Origin of the sequence: Jiangella gansuensis DSM 44835 (assembly GCF_000515395.1) — a bacterium.
In the GTDB taxonomy this organism is placed as follows: Bacteria; Actinomycetota; Actinomycetes; order Jiangellales; family Jiangellaceae; genus Jiangella; species Jiangella gansuensis.
The window spans coordinates 4,525,514-4,543,201 of record NZ_KI911782.1 but is presented as its reverse complement, the minus strand read 5'-3'; the positions used below and the strand labels follow the sequence as shown (position 1 = coordinate 4,543,201).

The 17,688-nt window shown below is 71.5% G+C and carries 21 protein-coding genes and 1 pseudogene; 9 read left to right on the top strand and 13 right to left on the bottom strand.

Annotation, left to right across the window (positions count from 1 at the left end):
- The 9 genes and pseudogenes from gvpJ (JIAGA_RS31510) to JIAGA_RS31495 all read right to left on the bottom strand — a co-directional run.
- Window positions 1–213, bottom strand: a pseudogene (gene gvpJ, locus JIAGA_RS31510) (gas vesicle protein GvpJ); the annotation flags it as partial.
- Between the two features lie 52 nt (window positions 214–265).
- Window positions 266–520 (bottom strand): gas vesicle protein GvpO, encoded by a 255-nt coding sequence (locus tag JIAGA_RS0121320; protein WP_026877216.1) that lies wholly within the window; start codon window positions 518–520, stop codon window positions 266–268.
- Entirely contained in the window at window positions 517–735 is a 219-nt protein-coding gene (locus JIAGA_RS0121315) for a gas vesicle protein GvpG (protein WP_026877215.1), read from the bottom strand. The genes JIAGA_RS0121320 and JIAGA_RS0121315 overlap by 4 nt, the downstream gene beginning before the upstream one ends.
- Window positions 723–1,526 (bottom strand): GvpL/GvpF family gas vesicle protein, encoded by an 804-nt coding sequence (locus JIAGA_RS0121310; RefSeq protein ID WP_026877214.1) that lies wholly within the window; start codon window positions 1,524–1,526, stop codon window positions 723–725. The genes JIAGA_RS0121315 and JIAGA_RS0121310 overlap by 13 nt, the downstream gene beginning before the upstream one ends.
- Window positions 1,523–1,945, bottom strand: a complete 423-nt coding sequence (gvpJ, locus tag JIAGA_RS0121305) for a gas vesicle protein GvpJ (protein ID WP_026877213.1) — start codon at window positions 1,943–1,945, stop codon at window positions 1,523–1,525. The genes JIAGA_RS0121310 and gvpJ (JIAGA_RS0121305) overlap by 4 nt, the downstream gene beginning before the upstream one ends.
- 42 nt (window positions 1,946–1,987) lie before the next feature.
- A complete protein-coding gene (locus JIAGA_RS31505; RefSeq protein ID WP_051426712.1) occupies window positions 1,988–3,139 on the bottom strand; it encodes an SRPBCC family protein in 1,152 nt (383 codons plus the stop codon).
- 5 nt (window positions 3,140–3,144) lie between these two features.
- Window positions 3,145–3,957, bottom strand: coding sequence for a hypothetical protein (locus JIAGA_RS33395; RefSeq protein ID WP_026877212.1), 813 nt, complete (start codon window positions 3,955–3,957; stop codon window positions 3,145–3,147).
- Between the two features lie 82 nt (window positions 3,958–4,039).
- On the bottom strand, window positions 4,040–4,261 hold the full coding sequence (locus tag JIAGA_RS0121290; protein WP_026877211.1) for a hypothetical protein: 222 nt from the start codon (window positions 4,259–4,261) through the stop codon (window positions 4,040–4,042).
- A 96-nt stretch (window positions 4,262–4,357) separates the two neighbouring features.
- Window positions 4,358–4,672, bottom strand: coding sequence for a DUF6766 family protein (locus JIAGA_RS31495; RefSeq protein WP_211239778.1), 315 nt, complete (start codon window positions 4,670–4,672; stop codon window positions 4,358–4,360).
- Window positions 4,673–4,898: 226 nt separating this feature from the next.
- Here JIAGA_RS31495 and JIAGA_RS0121280 point away from each other — a divergent pair, with 226 nt between their 5' ends.
- Together JIAGA_RS0121280 and JIAGA_RS0121275 are read left to right on the top strand one after the other, a co-directional pair.
- A complete protein-coding gene (locus tag JIAGA_RS0121280; RefSeq protein WP_035812809.1) occupies window positions 4,899–5,147 on the top strand; it encodes a hypothetical protein in 249 nt (82 codons plus the stop codon).
- Complete coding sequence (locus tag JIAGA_RS0121275) at window positions 5,144–5,815, top strand: class I SAM-dependent methyltransferase (protein WP_026877209.1); 672 nt, start codon at window positions 5,144–5,146, stop codon at window positions 5,813–5,815. Before JIAGA_RS0121280 ends, JIAGA_RS0121275 begins: the two co-directional genes overlap by 4 nt.
- Here JIAGA_RS0121275 and JIAGA_RS34040 read toward each other — a convergent pair.
- Together JIAGA_RS34040 and JIAGA_RS0121270 are read right to left on the bottom strand one after the other, a co-directional pair.
- Window positions 5,790–5,993 (bottom strand): CDGSH iron-sulfur domain-containing protein, encoded by a 204-nt coding sequence (locus tag JIAGA_RS34040; protein ID WP_084469913.1) that lies wholly within the window; start codon window positions 5,991–5,993, stop codon window positions 5,790–5,792. The two genes, JIAGA_RS0121275 and JIAGA_RS34040, sit on opposite strands and share 26 nt — an antisense overlap.
- Window positions 5,990–7,039, bottom strand: a complete 1,050-nt coding sequence (locus tag JIAGA_RS0121270; RefSeq protein ID WP_211239777.1) for an iron-containing redox enzyme family protein — start codon at window positions 7,037–7,039, stop codon at window positions 5,990–5,992. The genes JIAGA_RS34040 and JIAGA_RS0121270 overlap by 4 nt, the downstream gene beginning before the upstream one ends.
- Before the next feature lie 19 nt (window positions 7,040–7,058).
- Between JIAGA_RS0121270 and JIAGA_RS0121265 the strand changes: the two genes are divergently transcribed.
- The 5 genes from JIAGA_RS0121265 to JIAGA_RS0121245 all read left to right on the top strand — a co-directional run bounded on the left by JIAGA_RS0121265 (window position 7,059) and on the right by JIAGA_RS0121245 (window position 11,160).
- Window positions 7,059–8,240: an alcohol dehydrogenase catalytic domain-containing protein gene (locus JIAGA_RS0121265; protein WP_026877207.1), complete on the top strand. Its 1,182-nt coding sequence runs from the start codon at window positions 7,059–7,061 to the stop codon at window positions 8,238–8,240.
- 26 nt (window positions 8,241–8,266) lie between these two features.
- Window positions 8,267–8,752 carry a DUF5946 family protein gene (locus JIAGA_RS0121260; RefSeq protein WP_157553390.1) on the top strand — a complete coding sequence of 162 codons (486 nt, stop codon included), beginning with the start codon at window positions 8,267–8,269 and terminating at the stop codon, window positions 8,750–8,752.
- A gap of 64 nt (window positions 8,753–8,816) precedes the next feature.
- Window positions 8,817–9,212: a GNAT family N-acetyltransferase gene (locus JIAGA_RS31490; RefSeq protein ID WP_035812808.1), complete on the top strand. Its 396-nt coding sequence runs from the start codon at window positions 8,817–8,819 to the stop codon at window positions 9,210–9,212.
- Window positions 9,209–9,868 carry an ABC transporter ATP-binding protein gene (locus JIAGA_RS31485; protein WP_051426356.1) on the top strand — a complete coding sequence of 220 codons (660 nt, stop codon included), beginning with the start codon at window positions 9,209–9,211 and terminating at the stop codon, window positions 9,866–9,868. Before JIAGA_RS31490 ends, JIAGA_RS31485 begins: the two co-directional genes overlap by 4 nt.
- A complete protein-coding gene (locus JIAGA_RS0121245; protein ID WP_026877205.1) occupies window positions 9,865–11,160 on the top strand; it encodes a hypothetical protein in 1,296 nt (431 codons plus the stop codon). Before JIAGA_RS31485 ends, JIAGA_RS0121245 begins: the two co-directional genes overlap by 4 nt.
- A gap of 54 nt (window positions 11,161–11,214) precedes the next feature.
- Here JIAGA_RS0121245 and JIAGA_RS0121240 read toward each other — a convergent pair whose 3' ends face one another.
- Together JIAGA_RS0121240 and JIAGA_RS0121235 are read right to left on the bottom strand one after the other, a co-directional pair.
- The gene (locus JIAGA_RS0121240) at window positions 11,215–11,919 is read right to left on the bottom strand and encodes a cation diffusion facilitator family transporter (RefSeq protein WP_026877204.1); all 705 of its coding nucleotides are present in this window, start codon (window positions 11,917–11,919) and stop codon (window positions 11,215–11,217) included.
- Window positions 11,916–12,257 (bottom strand): ArsR/SmtB family transcription factor, encoded by a 342-nt coding sequence (locus JIAGA_RS0121235; protein ID WP_026877203.1) that lies wholly within the window; start codon window positions 12,255–12,257, stop codon window positions 11,916–11,918. The genes JIAGA_RS0121240 and JIAGA_RS0121235 overlap by 4 nt, the downstream gene beginning before the upstream one ends.
- 169 nt (window positions 12,258–12,426) lie before the next feature.
- Here JIAGA_RS0121235 and JIAGA_RS0121230 point away from each other — a divergent pair, with 169 nt between their 5' ends.
- Both JIAGA_RS0121230 and JIAGA_RS0121225 read left to right on the top strand, forming a co-directional pair.
- The gene (locus JIAGA_RS0121230; protein WP_026877202.1) at window positions 12,427–12,639 is read left to right on the top strand and encodes a hypothetical protein; all 213 of its coding nucleotides are present in this window, start codon (window positions 12,427–12,429) and stop codon (window positions 12,637–12,639) included.
- Window positions 12,640–12,777: 138 nt separating this feature from the next.
- Complete coding sequence (locus tag JIAGA_RS0121225) at window positions 12,778–17,544, top strand: CehA/McbA family metallohydrolase (protein WP_157553388.1); 4,767 nt, start codon at window positions 12,778–12,780, stop codon at window positions 17,542–17,544.
- Window positions 17,545–17,688 lie beyond the last annotated feature (144 nt).

Genomic DNA, 17,688 nt, shown 5'->3' with positions numbered 1-17,688 from the left:
CCGCCCGTTCCCCGACAGCATCGGATCGTGACGCCACCAGTCGATGCCCATCTCCTGTGCCTTGTCGACCGAGGCCACCAGCAATCTGATCCGGATGGTCAACAACTCGATGTCGAGCAGGTTGATCCGGATGTCGCCGGCAATCACGATGCCCTTGTCCAGCACGCGTTCCAGGATGTCCGCGAGATTCGCCGGCTGGGGCGGAGCCGCCATGGCGGATCCGTACGGTCGCGTGAGCGGTGCCCGTTCTCGCGACTCGGCCATGTCAGTCCTCCCTCGACGCGCCACGGGTGTACCGCCGGACTCTCCGGTAGCCGGTGAGCCCGGCGTCCTCGTCGAGGTCGACGGCATACTCCGCGAGGAGGTCGGTGGACTGCGGAATGCGTTCCAGCTCGACGACCTCCACCCGCACCCGCCATCCGTCGTCGGTGCGTTCGATCCCGGTGACACCCTCGGCGACCCGGCCGCTCAGGCCGTGCAGCTCCTCGACCGCCCGCGCGGCCACGTCGCCGGCCTTCACAGCAGCCTCCCGATGAGCTCGTCCTCCATGGCAGCGGCCTCCTCCTCGGACAACAGGCCGGCCTCGCGGTCCTGGTCGACCTGCTCCAGGGCGCGCCGCACCGCGGCCGGGTCGCGGTACTGACGTTCGGCCTCCGCTGCGACCACGCGGGCGACAGCGACGACGCCGCGCACCGGCGCGAGCGGCAGCGTGATCAGGCCGGTCAAGAGACCCACGGCTCGTCGCCCGGAACGAAGTCATAGGGCGCGGTCGGCCCGACCAGGCGGACCCGGCCACGCCCGGCGAGCCTCTTCGCCGCCTGCTCGGCAGCCGCCTCGAACCCGTCGCGTTGCTCGTCGGCCACGAGGAAGGCGATGTCGACCAGGTGATCGACCTCGCCGGCGGAGCGGATGTTCCAGCTCGCGGCATGCGGCGCCAGCAGGTCGAGCAGCGCGGAGCTGTCGACGTCGCGCTTGACCTCCAGCGCGCGGGCGACCAGCTCGCCGAGCCGGACCCGTTCGTTCCAGCTCGCCTCGACCGTGAGTTCCCGGGTCTGGTCGCGCAGCCGCGCGATCTCCGGGTTCTCGCTGACGATCTCGGCCAGCACCGCCTCCTCGTCGTACCGGGCCCGGAGGACGAACTGCTGATGCCCCGCCAGCTCGTCGATGACGCCGGCGAAGAACTCGGCATTCGGCGCCAGCAACTCCGCCACCACCAGCTCGGCGTCGGCGAGCACCGAGCCGAAGCGGACCGGGACGACCGGGCCCCGCTTCGCCAGCGTGTCGATCACCCGGTTGTGCGCCAGCAGATCCTCACGGCGACCGTACGCACGGCCCGTGACCAGCGTGCCGACCGCCGCCGCGATGTCACCGTGCGGCACCACCTCGACGGGCGCGTCGTCGATGCCCTTCAGGCCCGCCGGCACGACCGTGTCCGCCGGGACGATCGCGTACACGTACCGCGCCGTGACCACGGCCGCTTCGCCCGCCGCCTCGTCCGTTGTCACCTTCGGTTGGGTGAGCGTCATCCGTTCTCGCTCCTTCGCCGCCGCGATGCGGCCTTCTTCGCCGGACGTTTGTCCTCCCGGCCCTCGTCCTCGTCGTCACCGGTGAAGGCCTCCTTGATGCCTTCGAGCGCGCCGGAGGTCTTCCCTTTGGCCGCTGACTGCACGCCGTCACCCATCAGGTCGGTGAGGTCCTTGCCACCGTGCTCGTAGAGATCGAGCCGGTTGGTGGCCTCCGCGAAGCGCAGATACGTGTCCACGCTGGCGACGACGACGCGGGCGTCGATGGTCAGCAACTCGATGCCGACCAGCGAGACGCGCACGTAGGCGTCGATCACCAGGCCCTTGTCGAGGATGATGTCGATGACGTCGGCGAGCCCGCTCGACGACGGGCGTTGGAGCTGACCGCCGCCTCCGGAGCCTCGCTGGTTCACCATGGTCATGTGCTCACCTTTCGTCGGTCGTGCTGACGTCGCGTAGGGCGGTCACCGGGACCGGCGCCGGCGGCGCGGAGCCGGTTCCTCGTCCGGCTCCTCCTCAGCCGGCTCCTCGTCCTCGACGAGTTCGTCCTCCTCGGCGGCCTCCTCTTCGTCGTATTCGTCGTCCTCGTCAGCGGCGTCCTCGTCCTCCTCGGCGTCCTCGTCCTCGTCGATGTCCTCGTCCTCGTCGACGTCCTCGTCCTCATCCGCTTCGACGACGTCCTCCTCGTCGTCCACGGGCTCCTCGTCGTCCTCGTACTCGTCCTGGGGCTCGCCCTCGTACTCCTCGTCCTCGTCCTCGGCCTCGGCCTCCTCGGCCTCGCCCTCACGCGCTTCCTCGTCGGTGACCTCGACCTCGCCCTCGTGGATCTCCCCGCGCCAGCCCTCGACGGCCGCGTCGGGGTCGCGGAGCAGATGCACCATGACGTGGCGCCGGAAGTGCTTGAGCTCCAGCCGGGCACGCCGGCCCTGTGCCCGCCAGATGTTCCCTGTGCGCTCGAACAGGCCCTGCGGGTAGTACTCGAGCACGATGACCACCCGCGTCAGCCGCGGCGCCAACTCGTGGAACGTGACCGCCCCGTCGACGTGACCCTTGGGGCCGGAGGACCGCCAGACGATCAGTTCCTCAGGGACCTGCTCGAGGATCGTCGCAGACCAGGTGCGGTGCGACCAGAACACCTGCGCTTTGAAATCCAGCTTCTCGTCGGACTTCTGCTCGACGCTCTCGACCTTCTTCATGAAGCCCGAGAAGTCCTGGAACTGCGTCCACTGGTTGTAGACGAGGTCAATGGGTGCGCCGATGTCGATTTCCTCGACGATGTTGGTGGCCTTCGTGGCCTTGCCGCCGCCGCCGTCGCCACCACCACCGGAGAACATGCCGGTGATCTTGTCCTTGATGCCGGAGAGCGCACCCTTCGCGGCGCCGGCCACACCACCACCGGCAGCACCGGCGACGGCTTGCGCCACCGGCCCGCCCTCGGCGATGTCATCGAGCTTGCTGGTAGCACTCGTGAGACGGTCACCGGCTGATTGCAAGGCCCACTCGCCCAGCGACGTGAGGCCCCGTTTCGCTTCCTCCTTCAGGCGGTCCAGCGGCAACTCGTCGATCAGCCCGCGCGCGCCCTGGCCCTGGTCCTTCTTCTCGGTGTCGGTCGTCATCGCGGTCACCCCTTCGACCCGGCGGAACGAGACCGTGTCCGCGAGGTGGATTTCTTGGTCGCGGACCGCTTCGCAGTGGATCCGCTCTGGCGAGATGACGCCTTCTTGGCCGGAGCCTTCTTCGCCGGTGCCTTCTTCGCCGGGGCCTTCTTGGCCGGGGCCTTCTTGGCGGCTCGCTCGCGTGGCCGGCTCTCGGCCGGCTCCTCCGCCTGCTCGTCGCCGCCCTCGTCAGCCTGCTCGTCGCCGCCCTCGTCAGCCTGCTCGTCGCCGCCCTCGTCGACCTGCTCGTCGCCGCCCTCGTCAGCCTGCTCGTCGCCGCCCTCGTCGACCTGCTCGTCGCCGCCCTCGTCAGCCTGCTCGTCGCCGCCCTCGTCAGCCTGCTCGTCGCCGCCCTCGTCAGCCTGCTCGTCGCCGCCCTCGTCAGCCTGCTCGTCGCCGCCCTCGTCGACCTGCTCGTCGCCACGGGCCGGGCCTTCGTCTTCCTCATCCGATTCCGCGCTCTCGTCCACCTGACCCGTCAGCCGCTCGGACCGGTCGCGGATCGAGTCGCTGAGGCGGTCGATGCGCTGGCTGACGACGCCTACCGCGGCGCCGCGCGCGGCGGTCAGCAGGGTGGTGCGTGCCTGCTCGGAGAGCTTGGCCAGCTCCGGCCGGCTCTCGACCAGTTCGTTGGCCTGCCGCAGCATCCCCCGCGGATCGGTCGCCAGCCGCTTGCCGGCCAGCATGCTGCCTACGGCGATGGCCAGTTTCAGCTTCTTGGTGCGGCCGAGGATGTAGCCGCTGGCCGCCGCTGCGGCGATCCGTGCCCCGGTGTTCATCACGCACTCCCCTCGTGGACATTTCGTCCTAGTTCAGTACGAATCGGCCATACCCGGCCTGGGCGGCCGCTAACGACGGCGGTCAGGCGAACCGCTGCAGCCGGCGGATCATCGGGATGCTCGGGTAGGCGTCGCCGTCGATGTGCGACAGCAGCAGCCGCTCGTACTGAGGAAGGTCCTCCTCCGTGAGGAGCGACTCGATCACGTCGAGCATCGTCGACGACGGATAGAGGTCGGCGTCCGCCTTGCGCATGAGTGCGGCGAGGAGGTTGCGGCGGACGGAGTCTCGTTCCTTGTTCGGCATGGGACCTCCAGAGCAGAGTCGCGGACGATCCTCGTCAGGTACCACTGCCGAAGGCACTCAAACGGGGCGAATCGCCGCCGACGGAGCGTGGTCGCCTCAGGTCGAGCGCTCCGGCCTGATCGCGGCGTCGTCGCCCTTCTCCGGGCCGACCTCGCCGGCCCCCACGTGCTCGTGGATGTTGTCGATCTTCCGCTCGATCCGTTCCAGGTCCTCGGCGTCCGCCTGGAAGATCAGGTGCTTGGCCGCCAGCAGCAGCACGGCCTGGAAAACCAGCTGGAGCCACTCGCTCTGCCAGTTCTCGAACGTCGAGGAGAAGAAGGTCGCGAAGTAGTCGGACCAGGCGAAGGGCTCCCCGTGGGCCTGCTGATCGTTCGAAACTGCGCCAGCTGAGTCAGGAACTGGCCCAGCCACGATCCGAGGAACAGCAGGATCAGGACGTACACCGCACCCCAGCGACGCAGATTCCGCATGACGCCTCCTCCGGTTCGCCCCCGGCCTGCTACTACCCGGTGGCATCGGCCGGAAACGAGCCAAGATCACCTCCAGGCCGGCGCCGTCGTGCACGAGGGCGAATCACGTACCGAGACGCGGGTACTGGACACCCAACGACCAGGTACCACCGATGAGAGGACCCACGATGCAGTGCACCGTCTGCGGCAACGACTACGAGGCCGCCTTCACGCTGCGCACGGCCGACGGCCAGGAGTTCGTGTTCGACAGCTTCGAGTGCGCCATTCACCAGTGCGCGCCGCAGTGCGCGCACTGCGGCTGCCGGGTGATAGGCCACGGCATTCAGGCGGGCGCCCAGGTCTACTGCTGCGCCCACTGCGCACAGGAAGAGGGCGTCGGTTCGGTCAGCGACAACGCCGCGCACGCCACAGCATGAACCCTGCGACGACTTCACCGCCCGCGGCCGCCGTCCACGAATACATGACGTTCGGGTCGCTGTCGATCGGCTTCGACGACCGGGTGTTGCGGCCGCGGCCGTGGACGGTCAACCAGGCCCGGTGGGCCGCCGACTTGTTGCGCGCCGCGCCACCCGGGCCGGTGCTGGAACTGTGTGCCGGCGCCGGACAGATCGGGCTGCTCGCCGTGGCCGGCAGTGGGCGCCACCTCGTCCAGGTCGACGCCGATCCGGTGGCCTGTGGCCACGCTCGCGCCAACGCCGCGCGAGCGGCCGGCCGGGGCGTGGGCCGCGTCGAGGTCCGCCAGGGGACGATCGACGAAGCACTGCGGCCCGGCGAGCGTTACGCGCTCATCCTCGCCGACCCCCCGTGGGTGCCCAGCGACGCCGTCGGGCGGTTCCCGGAGGACCCGGTGGCCGCGATCGACGGCGGAGCCGACGGCCTGGACGTGATGCGGCGCTGCCTGACGGCCATCGACGCGCACCTCGCCGACGGCGGCTCGGCCCTGGCGCAGCTGGGGACGCTGGAGCAGGCGCTCTCCGTGCGCGACCATGCGGCCGACCTGGACGTTCTCGCCGTGCGGTCCTACCAGCCGCACGGCGTCCTGGTGCTCCTCCGCCGGTTCACGGCTTCTGCTTGTCGGGAATGACCTTGTGGGTGCCGTCGCACCAGGGTTGGGTGGCCGATTTGCCACACCGGCACACCGCGCTCACGGGCCGCGTGGTGACGTGAGTCTGCCCCTCGGCATCCTCCACGACATGCCGCCCACGCAGCAGTAGCGGACCGCCGGGGCAGACGACGACATCGGGGTGCTCGAAGGTGCTCATGCTCCCCACTCCGTCAGCATCCGGCGGGCGAAGCGGTCTTCCAGGCCGAGGCAGGTCGACGCGCCGAACATGATCTCAGCTGCCTGAGCCGGCTCCTGCGCCACCAGCGCGCCGCAGATGGTCCGGATGGCCAACTGTTCGTGGACGGCATCGGCCTCGACGTGCTCCGTGTAGTAGGCGACCATCTCCGCGGGGAAGCCGAGGCGTTCCAAGCCCTGGGCCATCCGGCGCGACGGGAGCGAACTGGTCGCCTCGAACGCCGCGAGGTGTCCCATCGCGGCACCACGCAGCCTCCGATGCAGGCCGAACAGCGACATGGCGTTGTTCTGCATCAACACCTCAACGGGGACGTCGTCGATGTAGGCGCCGTAATCCGAGCGCAACCCGGATGCTTCCAGGCCGAGCGTGAACAGGTGGGCGTGCAGCCGATTGGGGTCGCCGCAGCCGTACTCGTCGTACTGCAACTCCATCAGGGCTGCCTTCGGCGCCACCGGCAGCCGCGGCACCACCCACGTGCTCGGATCGGCCTCCTTCAGGTGGTAGATCGACCGATGCCGCAACAGCTCCAGCACGTGCTCGCGGGTGGCGGAGCGCTGCACGAACGACGCCACCGACGCTCCGTCGTCGGCGTCGATGAACTCGGCCAGCGCATCGGCGAACGGCCCGGCCGGTTCCGGGGCGGCGAAGTCCGTGCGTAGCTCGTCCTCGAACCGGCGCTCGAGCGTCCGGCGCACCCGCACCGCGTCCGGGTGCCACTCCAGGTCGTCGTCCACGTCGGCGAAGCCCCGGTAGCTGAGTTCGTACAGCATCCACAGCGTCACGTGCAGGTCGTCCGGGCCCGACGGGCCGGCCCGCATCGCGGTCTCCCACGACGAGTCCCGGCCCCGCAGCGCCGTGGACACGAGTTGACTCAGTTCTCCGCGTGGTTTCGGAAGGTTCATCCCCATGCCCGCGTCATACCCGAGCAGCCCCGCCTCACGCGCGCCGTCGGCGCCCAGCATGGCCGCGGCGCCGACGGGTACGCGGAGTGCATCCGTGTCGGACACCACGAGATGGGGCAGTGTGATGAGGGCAGTGACCTGGCAGGGCATCCGCGACGTCCGGGTCGAGGACGTCGCGGACCCACGCATCGACGCGCCTACGGACGCGGTCATCCGCGTCACCACCACCGCGATCTGCGGGTCGGACCTGCACCTGTACGAACCCATGTCGCCGTTCATGAAGCCCGGCGACATCCTGGGGCACGAATCCATGGGCATCGTCGAGGAGATCGGCAGCGAGGTGACGGGCATCGCGCCGGGCGACCGGGTCGTAGTGCCGTTCCAAATCTGCTGCGGGACCTGCTACATGTGCCAGCAGGGTCTGCACACGCAGTGTGAGACCACCCAGGTACGCGAGCACGGGATGGGTGCGGCGCTGTACGGCTACACCAAGCTGTACGGTCAGGTGCCGGGCGGGCAGGCGCAGTACCTGCAGGTGCGGCAGGCGCAGTACGCCCCCATCTCGCTGCCGCCGGAGGGGCCGGACGAGCGGTTCGTCTACCTGTCCGACGTGCTGCCTACGGCCTGGCAGGCGGTCGAGTACGCCGGCGTCCCGCGCGAGGGCACCGTCCTCGTTCTGGGTCTGGGACCGATCGGCGACATGGCCAGCCGCATCGCAGCGCATCGGGGCCATCGAGTGATCGCCGCCGACCCGGTGCCCGAACGGCGGGCCAGGGTGGCCGAGCGAGGCGCGGTCGTGCTCGATCCCGACGCCGAGGACGACCTCGCCGGCACCGTGCGTGACCTCACCGACGGCCGCGGCGCGGACTCCGTGATCGACGCCGTCGGCATGGAAGCCCACGGTTCCCCGGTCGCCCAGGCCGCGCAGAAGCTCGCGGGCTTCCTGCCCGACGCCATCGCCGAGCCGATGATGCAGAAGGCCGGCGTGGACCGTCTCGCCTCGCTGTACATGGCCATCGACGCGGTTCGCCGCGGCGGGACGATCTCGCTCGCCGGCGTCTACGGCGGCATGGCCGACCCGCTGCCGATGCTCACGCTGTTCGACAAGCAGATCCAGCTGCGCATGGGTCAGGCCAACGTGCGGCGGTGGTCCGACGACATCATGCCCCTGCTGACCGGCGACGACGACCCGCTCGGAGTCGAGCATTTCCACACGCACCGGCTGCCGCTCGAGGAGGCGCCGGCCGCCTACGACCGGTTCCAGAAGAAGGCCGACGGCATGGTCAAGGTGCTGCTCACTCCGTGATGCTGGGAGCGGTATCGTCGGTGACCGTGACGGCGGCCGATCGAGACGCGGTGGGTGGCGCGTGTGCCGAATGCGGCGGCCCGCTGCCAGCGTCCGGTGACTGCTGGGACCGGGTCGCGGAGCTGCTCGAGATCGAGACCATCGTTCTGGACGGCGGCGAGGCGTCGCTGCGCGCGCACTTCTACGCCATCGGCGCCTACCAGTTGCAGCACCCGTCGCGCCTGACCGCCGAGGCTCTGTTCGGCCTCCGCGATCGCGTGGCGCAGATGGTCGAGAGCCCGATCCCGGTCGCGATGCTCCGCCGTGAGGTGCGCCGCCGGACCCGCGGCACGAAGGTCACGTCCGGCACGCCGGGTTCCCGCGACCACGTGCCCGGCGCCTGGCCCACACGGTGGTCGATGACCGCCGCGGACGTCGTCGCCCGGCCCGCTGACGCCTACGTCGCCTCCGTGGGTGAATGGGCCGCGACCACCGTCACCGAACTCGCCGGCATCCCCGCGCCACGCCGCTGACGGCGCAACCGAGCCGGCACGGCCACTCCTCCGTCGCCCCGGCCGGCTCTGGCAGGATCGAACCATGGAGGTCGGCAGACTGCGCGGTGATCGGGTCACGTTGCGGGCATGGCGCGCCGGCGACGCCGACTGGTACGTCGCGGCCCGCGACGAGACCGTTCTCGCCTTCACCACCGAACGCGACGAGCTCACCGTCGCCGAGATCACCGACGGAGCCGCCGAGATCTCCTACTTCCTGGCGCCGGACGGCCGCGGCCGCGGCCTCGTGACCGACGCCATCCGTACCGTCGTGCGCTGGCTTCGCTCCCAGCCGGTCGCCTTCGTCCGGGCCGTCACCACGAACGGCAACGACGCGTCCGCGGCCTCGCTCACTCGCGCCGGCTTCCAGCCCGCCGGCGTCACCGAGCACCTGCAGCTCGGACCGTCGACACGGTGGGAACTCGCGCTGGCGGCCGGATGAGTGTCCTGCCGGAGAGCACCGGTGACCGCGAGCGGCCGGTGCTGCACGCCGCCGGGCTGCGCAAGACCTACGGCGACCTGATGGTCTTCGACGACCTCACGTTCGACGTCGCCGGCGGCGGTGTCGTCGCGCTGGTGGGGCCCAACGGCTCCGGCAAGTCGACCCTGCTGGAATGCCTGGCCGGGGCCACTCCCCTCGACGCCGGGACCATCGCCCTGGACGGCCGGCGCTCGGACCCTTCGTCGGCGGTGCACTGGCGGTCCGTCTTCGGCATCCTCGACGACTTCACCTGGCTGCCGGATCTCACCGTCGCCGACCACATCCTCCTGATGGCCTCCGGCGGGGACGACGACGCCGTCGGCGCCGCGCTCGAGGCGTTCGGCGTGGCCGGCCTGCGCGACCGGCTGCCGGAGTCGCTCAGTGCGGGTCAGCGCCGCCGTGCCGCGCTGGCCGCGGCCCGGGTCCGGCCGTGGCGGGTGCTCCTGCTGGACGAACCCGAACAGCACCTCGACGCCGACGGCATCGATCTGTTGGCGGCCGAACTGACATCCATGGCGACGCCGGACCGCTGCATCGTGTTGTCCAGTCACTCCATCGGACTCGTCGACCGGCTCGGCTGCCCGGTGCTCGACCTGACCCCGTCGGAACGCAGGTGAGGCCACGCACGGCCGGCGGCTGGTACGAACTGGCCGTCGGTGCCGCTCTCACCGCGATGGTGCTGTACGCCGTCGCGGCCAGCGGTGTCCCGGAGATCCTGGCCGGCGCCAGGGACCGCGGCCACTCCCCCGGCTGGGTCGCCGTCTCGCTGCTGTGCTTCGTGGTCGGTGCCTGGATCGCGGGCTGGCACTTCGCCGGCCCGCTCGCCGTGCCCGCGGCGCGCCTGCACTGGCTGGTGTGGCGACAGCACCCGGCGCAGTTGCTGCGCAGCGCCGCCGCCCAGGTGCTGCTCGTGTCCATGGCGCTCGCGACCCTCGTCGCCGTGGTGGCCGGCCTCGCCCTGGCCGCCGTCGGTCTTCCCGCCGTCGGGCCGTCCGTCGCGGTCTGGTTGACGCTCGAGCTCCTGGTCGTCGCGACGATGTACCTGCAGCGGCGCGACCTGGACGGGCCCGCCCGCTGGGCCGCGTTCGCGGCCGGCGCCGCCGGGGTGAGCGTCGCCGCCGGTGAGGCGTGGGGCCCGGCCGGCGTGGTGGCCGCCGGGGCGGTCGCCGGCATCGTCGTCACCGCCGCGCTCGTCGCCGCCATCCGGCGCGGAGCCACGGCCAGGCGCGGCAGGGCCGCCGAACTGACGCCACGCTGGCAGCTGTACCGCGGTGCCCGGCATCGCTGGGCGGTGAGCGCTGGCTTCACCCTCATGGAGGGCGAGGTCGTCCGCCTCGTCCGGCAACGCGACCAGACGACGCGCCGGCGGCCGATTCCGGCCGCCGCCTACCGGTGGCCGCGGCCGCTCGGGCTGAGCGCGGTGGTGCTGCTGCGCAGTACCCGGCCGGTAGCGGCCATCGGCGTCCTCGCGGTGCCGCTGGCGTTCGCCGCCAACGAGATCCTCGGCAGTACCCCAGCGGTGACCGTCCTCGTCCTGACGCAGTTCGCCCTGGTCATGACGACGGCACGGGCCGCGGAGACGTGGCTCACCTCGGAGGCACTGCCGCGGATCTGGGGCGCCGGTGCCCACGAGACGTCGGCCGCCCTGGCCGCACCGTGCGTCGCCGCGGGTCTCGTCCTCGCCGCCACCGCCGTCATCGGGTTCTCACTCCCACCGGCGGCTGGCGCTGTGCTCGCGGCACTGCCGGTCGCGATCCTGCTCCGCCGCCGGTCCGCTCGCCGGCCGGCTGCCGGGCTCACGCTCATCTCCACGCCGATGGGCGCCGTGTCGGTCCAGTCGGTCAACAAGGTGATCGCCGGCCCGGACGTCGCTCTGCTCGCCGTACTGGTCGCGGACGGCCTCGGCTAGCGGCGGCCTCGAGCGGCACCCTGCTCGTCGCCGTCGGCTCGGCGCCGTGCGCCGTCAGCCGCAGCAGCCGTCGTCACAGCCGTCCCCGCAGCCGGCCTCCGCCTCGGGGTCGTGCAGCAGGGCGCCGGCACCCGCGGCGCACGCGTCGCCGCGCCAGGCCTCCCAGCCCTCACGCGCCGCGAAGCCGGCGATGACCAGTGCGGCCAACGGGTCGGCCCACCACCACCCGAGCACCGAGTTGAGCAGTAGGCCGACCAGCAGCACGGCGGAGAGATAACTGCAGATCAGGGTCTGTTTGGAATCCGCGACCACGCTCGCGGAGCCGAGCTCGCGGCCGGTGCGCCGCTCGAACCACGACAGCCCGGGCATCACCGCCAGGCTCACCGCCGCCAACACGATGCCCACGGTGCTGTGGTCGGCCTCGGCCGCGTCGGCCAGGGCCCGTACCGCCTCCACCGAGACGTAGGCGGCCAGTGCGAGGAACGACACCGCGATGATCCGTAGGGCGGTCCGCTCCCGGGCCTCGTGGTCGCGGCCGGCGAACTGCCACGCGACGGCGGCGGCCGACAGCACTTCGACGGTGGAGTCGAGGCCGAAGCCGACCAGCGCCGCCGAGCCGGCCACCGTCCCGGCGGCGATCGCGACGACCGCCTCGACCACGTTGTAGCTGATGGTGGCCGCCACGACCAGGCGCACCCGGCGGCGCAGCACCGCGCGCCGCGCCGCACTAGGCTCCGCACCCGCGAGAGGGAGACTCATGCGCACTCGCAGGCGTCCGAGGAGCAGCAGTCCGGGTCAACGAACAGCATCACCTTCAGCAGTTCGTCCAGCGCGTGGGCAAGGTGCCGGTCGGCCAGCTCGTACCAGACGTGGCGGCCGTCCCGGCCGGCCACGACCAGGCCGCACCCACGCAGGCAGGCCAGCTGGTTCGACATGACCTGCCGTGACACCCCCAGCGCCTCGGCCAGGTCGGACGGGACAGCCGGCGCCTCGCGCAGCGCCAGCAGGATCCGGGTCCGGGTCTCGTCGGACAGCGCGTGCCCCAGCCGGGTCACCGCCTCGGCGTGCGACAGGGTCACCGCGGTACTCACCGTCATGCGTGCGACAGTACACGGAATCCTGTACTGACAGCAACGGCGTCGAACCCCGCGCGGAACGCCGGCGATGCGGTCGGTATAGACCAGTGGGTACCATGGCCGCCAGACGTGCCGCCGGATATCGGCGTATACCCCCAAACCGGATGCACGTACGGCGGAAGGGGCTGATGTGACGACGTCATCCGACACGGACCCGTTCGACGACGACTTCTGGCGTGACCCTGGGCTGGACCTCGACGCCATCGGACTGGCCGACCACTTCGCGGCTCACGCGCGGGGACGCGACGTCCCGCCGGAGGAGCAGCGACAGGCCCTCGGCGCCTGGCTGGACGGCCTCATCGACGAGCTCGAACACGACGACGCCGAGAACCCACCGCACTGACCGCACGAGCGTGCGACGCACCACCGTTCACCGCTGCGTCACCTCCTGTCGCCCCGGACAGCAGGTAGTGGTCATGCTCGACCGGCAACCTTTCGGCTGTTTTGCCGCATCATTCCCGTATGCGCAGAGGAGTCGCAGGTGTCGGTCCGTTCCCGTGTGGCATCCGCAGTGGTTCTCATCGTCGCCGCGGCCGCGCTCCCGGCGCTTCCACCCACCGTCGCCGCCGCGGCGGACGACCAACCGACGTACCTCGGCAAGCGCCATTACACCGGTGAGTTCCACGCCCACACCGCGATCAGCGACGGCGTCCAGACACCGCTGGACGCGTTCGAGCACGTCGCCACTCACAGCGACGCCGACTTCTTCACCGTCTCCGAGCACGACGTGCTGTACGACCGGCGCAACAGCGACGACTTCACCACCGACTGGCGGCAGGCGGTCTCCGACGAGTGGCGGCACCTGCACGAGGTGACGGACTCGTACAACGCCTCGCAGGACGACCTGGTGACGATCCCGGCCGAGGAGATCACCTGGTACGACGACTCCGGCCACATGAACCTGTTCAACACCGACTGGTTGGTGACGGCCCGGAGTGAGGGCGACTCGCTCTCGTTCGGCGCCGCCACCGGCGACCTGAAGTACGACCTGCCGACCTTCTACGCGCGGCTCAAGCAGGACCCGGACGCCATCGCGCAGTTCAACCACCCCGACCCGAGTGGCAAGGGCTCGTTCGCCGGCTTCGCTCACCTGGATCGCGCGGTGGACGAGCGCGTCCAGCTGATCGAGGTCAAGAACGCCGTCAACCTGGCGCAGTTCCAGGTCGCCCTCGACCGGGGCTGGCACCTCGCGCCGGTGTGGAACGGCGACGAGCACAGCGCCACCTGGGTGACCGGCGACGAGTCCATCACCGGCGTCTGGGCGGCGGAGAAGACCCAGGACGCGGTCTACCAGGCGATGCGGGAGCGGAGCATGTACTCCACCCAGGACGTCAACACGGTCCTGGAGTTCGGTGCCAACGGACAGTTGATGGGCTCGGTGCTGCCGCCCGACACCACCGGCGTCGCCCTCGACATCGCGCTCACGGACGCCGACGCGGCGGAGTCCTTCACGTCGGTCCGGGTTCTCACGAACGGCGGTGCGGTGGCCTACGACGTCCCTGGCGTCTCCGGCCGGGAGGTGCGGGTCACCCAGGCGCTGCCAGCCGCCGACGGCGACTATTTCTACGTCGTCGCGACCCAGGCCGACGGCGACGTCGTCGTCTCCGCGCCGGTCTGGGTCGGTGAGACGACCCGCGGCGCCGACTACGCGCCCACGATCACCGTCGAGTCCGGCGTGCCGTCCGCGGTGGCCTTCGGCGAGCGGGTCGCCCTGCCCGAGGTGACCGCCGACGACGACAGCGGGCAGCGGCCGGCTGTGACGTACGAGGTCTGGGACGACAACGGCCAGGTGCCGGTGGAGGACGGCGGCTTCGTCGTCCGCGGCTACTCCGACCACGTCGTCGTGGTGAAGGCGACGGACGCCGCCGGCAACATCGGTGCGGAGCTGCTGCGCCTGGAGGTGTCCCAGGAGGACGCCGACCCGGCCGGGGTCTTCCAGTACACCGGCACCGTCGCCACGGTCGGCGCCGAGCCCGGGACCGCCGGCCTCAGCGTGACGACCGACGCCACCGTCGACCGGGTGTACGCCCAGGTCCGGCCGGCCGGTCACCGCACCTGGCGCAGCACCCCCGTGCTCACGTCGACCGGCGACACGACGTACGAGATCAACACCGTCGGCAAGCCGGGCGAGGTCTACCAGGACACCGTGACCGGGCAGCCGCTGCGCAGCCACGAGTTCGAGCTGACCGGGCTGCGGGACACGACCCGCTACGAGTACCGCTTCGGCGTCGCGGTCGACGGCGCACCGCCCCGGCCGCACGACGACGCGGCGTGGACCGACGTGCGGGGCTCGTTCCTGGCCGGCGGCGGGCAGAACCGCCCGATCTACCTGCTCGGCGATCTCGCCGCGGACTCCCGCGAGCCCGCCGACCTACGGCTGCTACCCGACCTGCTGGCACGGCTGCGGGACGAGGCACCCGGCGGCGACACCGTCGTGCAGACCGGTGACCTGGTGCCGCGCGGCGCCAACCGGGAGTACTGGGAGGACGCCTTCGCCCATGCGTACGACGGCCTCGGGCTGCAGCTGGCACCGGTGGCCGGCGACGCGGAGAGCGCCGGCGACCTCGAGTACAACCTCCTGTCGCCGCACCGCAACGCCATCTTCTCGAGCATGTACGCCCTGCCGGGCGACGGCCCGATCGGCGAGACGAACTACTCGTTCGACCGCGGCGACGTCCACGTTGCCGTGCTGAACACCGTCCACGACCTCGACGCCCAGCTGGAGTGGCTGGTCGGCGACATCCACGCCGCCGGCAAGCCGTGGAACGTCGTCGTGGGCCACCGGTCGTTCTTCGGCGGCACGGGCGCCGACGGCCCCGGGATGCGCCAGCGGCGCGAGGAGATCTCCCGCGTGTTCCAGCGGCTCGGGATCGACCTGTACGTCGGCGGCCACGACAACGTCTACAAGCGCTCCACCATCTACGACGGCCGGCTCGCGCGGACCCCGGACGAGGTCGCCGCGGGGACGACGTTCGTGACGCTCGGCCCCGGTGGGCCGAATGCCGGCGACAACGCCGAGAAGCCCTGGGACGACGTCGTCGACGACGAGGACGTCCCGATGGGCAGTGTGCTGCGGGCCACCGGCCGGGAGCTGTCGATCGCGACGTACACCGTCGACGGACGGCTCGTCGACACCGCGACGATCGCGCGCCCCCGCGGAGAGTGGAGCGTCAGCACCGCGGAGCTCGCCGACGGTGCCGTCGGGGGCGTCGGGCTGATCAGCCACCCGGGCAGCCGCGACGCCGTGGCCGTCGAGGCGGTGCGCTACGACGCCGCCGGTCAGGAGGTCCTGGACCGGCGCCTCGCCGAGGTCGAGCTGGACCACCGCGGCGCCGAGCAGTGGGTCGCCTTCGACCCCGCGCTGCCGGTCGCGGCGAACGACACCGTGAAGCTGCACTTCTGGGACGGCCCGGACCGCGGCGAGGAGCTGCGGCCCGCGCTGGTGCTGCAGGAGGGCCTGACCGGCTCCGGCACGGCCGCGGATCCCTACCTCCTGGACTCCGCCGACGACTTCGGCAAGGTGGCCATCGACCCCGCCGCGTCCTATCGGCTGACCACCGACCTCGACCTGACCGGCCAGGAAGTCGCCCAGATCGGCGACACGGAAGCGTTCACCGGCGACCTGGACGGCGACGGGCACACCATCACCGGGCTGGCCACCACGCACGGCGGGCTCGTCGGCGTCAACGCCGGCACCATCCACGACCTGGCGATCGTCGGCGCCGACATCTCGACCGCGACGGCCCGCGGCGGCATCCTCGCCGACACCAACACGGGCACCGTCGAGCGCGTGTACACCACCGGCCTGATCACGGCAGGCTCCCGGGCCGGCGGGATCGTCGGCGACAACGCCGGCGTGCTGCGCGACGCGTACTCCACCGCCCGCGTGCACAGCTACGGCACCGAGGCGGGCGGCACCGTGGGCGTCGCCCTGGCCGGCTCGACGACGCAGCGCGTGTACGCCGCGGGCCCGGTCGGCGCGTCCACCCGCAACGCCGGGGGCGTCGCCGGTTACGGCTACACCGGCACCGTGCTGCGCGACGCCGTCGCGCTGAACCCAGCCGTCACCGCTCCCAGCTACGCCCACCGGGTGCTCGGGCGGGTGCTGGCCGGCCACACCGCCACCCTGGCCAACAACTGGGCGGCGCAGAGTGTGGCCGCCGACGTGCCGGGCGTCCCGGACCAGCCCGCCGCCGACAACCTGATGGGCGCCACCGCGACGGCGGCACAGGTCCAGGATCCGGCGTTCTACCGCGACACGCTCGGCTGGGACTTCGACACCGTCTGGGCCTGGGACGACGACGGCCTGCGCCCGGTACTGCGAGCGGTCACCGAGGACGTGACGCCGCCGCCGTCCGAGCCGGGCACCCCGGCGCTGCCGCGGGACAGCGACGGCGCCTACCTCGCGTCCGCGGTCGCCGACCTCGCCGAGGTGACCCGCTTCCCCGACCAGCGGTACCGGTTGGCGGCGGACCTCGACCTGAGCGGTCATCCCGGCCTCACCGTCGCCCGCACCGGCTTCTCGGGCGAGTTCGACGGTGCCGGCCACCGGATCACCGGCCTCACGTCGTCCACCGGCGGGCTCTTCCCGCTGGTCACCGAGGACGGTCACCTCCACGATGTCGCGGTGGAGGGCGCCGTCGTCGATACCGCCGCCTCGAACGTCGGCATCCTGGTCAACACCAGCCGAGGCACGGTCGAGCGGGTGGCGACGTCGGGCACCATCGCCGGCGGATCCACCGTCGGCGGGGTGATCGGCTACTCCTACGGCGAACTGCGCGACAGCTACTCCACCGCCAGCGTGTTCGCCACCGGTGGGCGCCAGGCCGGCGGCGTCGTCGGCATTTCCGGAGCCGGCAGCCTCACCGAGCGCGCCTACGCCACCGGCCACGTCGAGGTGTTGGACAACGCGAACGCCGGTGGGATCAGCGGATACGCCTACATCGGGACCACCGTCCGCCACAGCATGGCGCTCAACTCGCGGGTGGTCGCCACCGGATACGCCCACCGGGTGGTCGCCCGCGTGCTCGCGGGGCATACCGCCACGCTGGTCGGCAACGCCGCCTCCGATGCCGTCGTCGCCGCCCACCAGTCCGTCCCCGCGACGGGGCCGGACACCCTCAACGGCCAGACCCGCACCGCCGCCCAGGTTGCTCGCCAATCGACGTACGAGGCCATGGGCTGGGACTTCACCGACGTCTGGACGTTCGACACCGAACGTGGACGGCCAGTGCTCCGCTGGACGTGACCGCGCACCGGCCACCATGTACATCGTGCCGACGCGTTGATCACGCTGGCGGGAGGCCGAGCTCGCGTCGGCCGCCCCGACGACGCCGTGGCACACGCCGCGCAGGCCCTGTCGATCCACCGCCGTACCGAGCACCACCTCGGT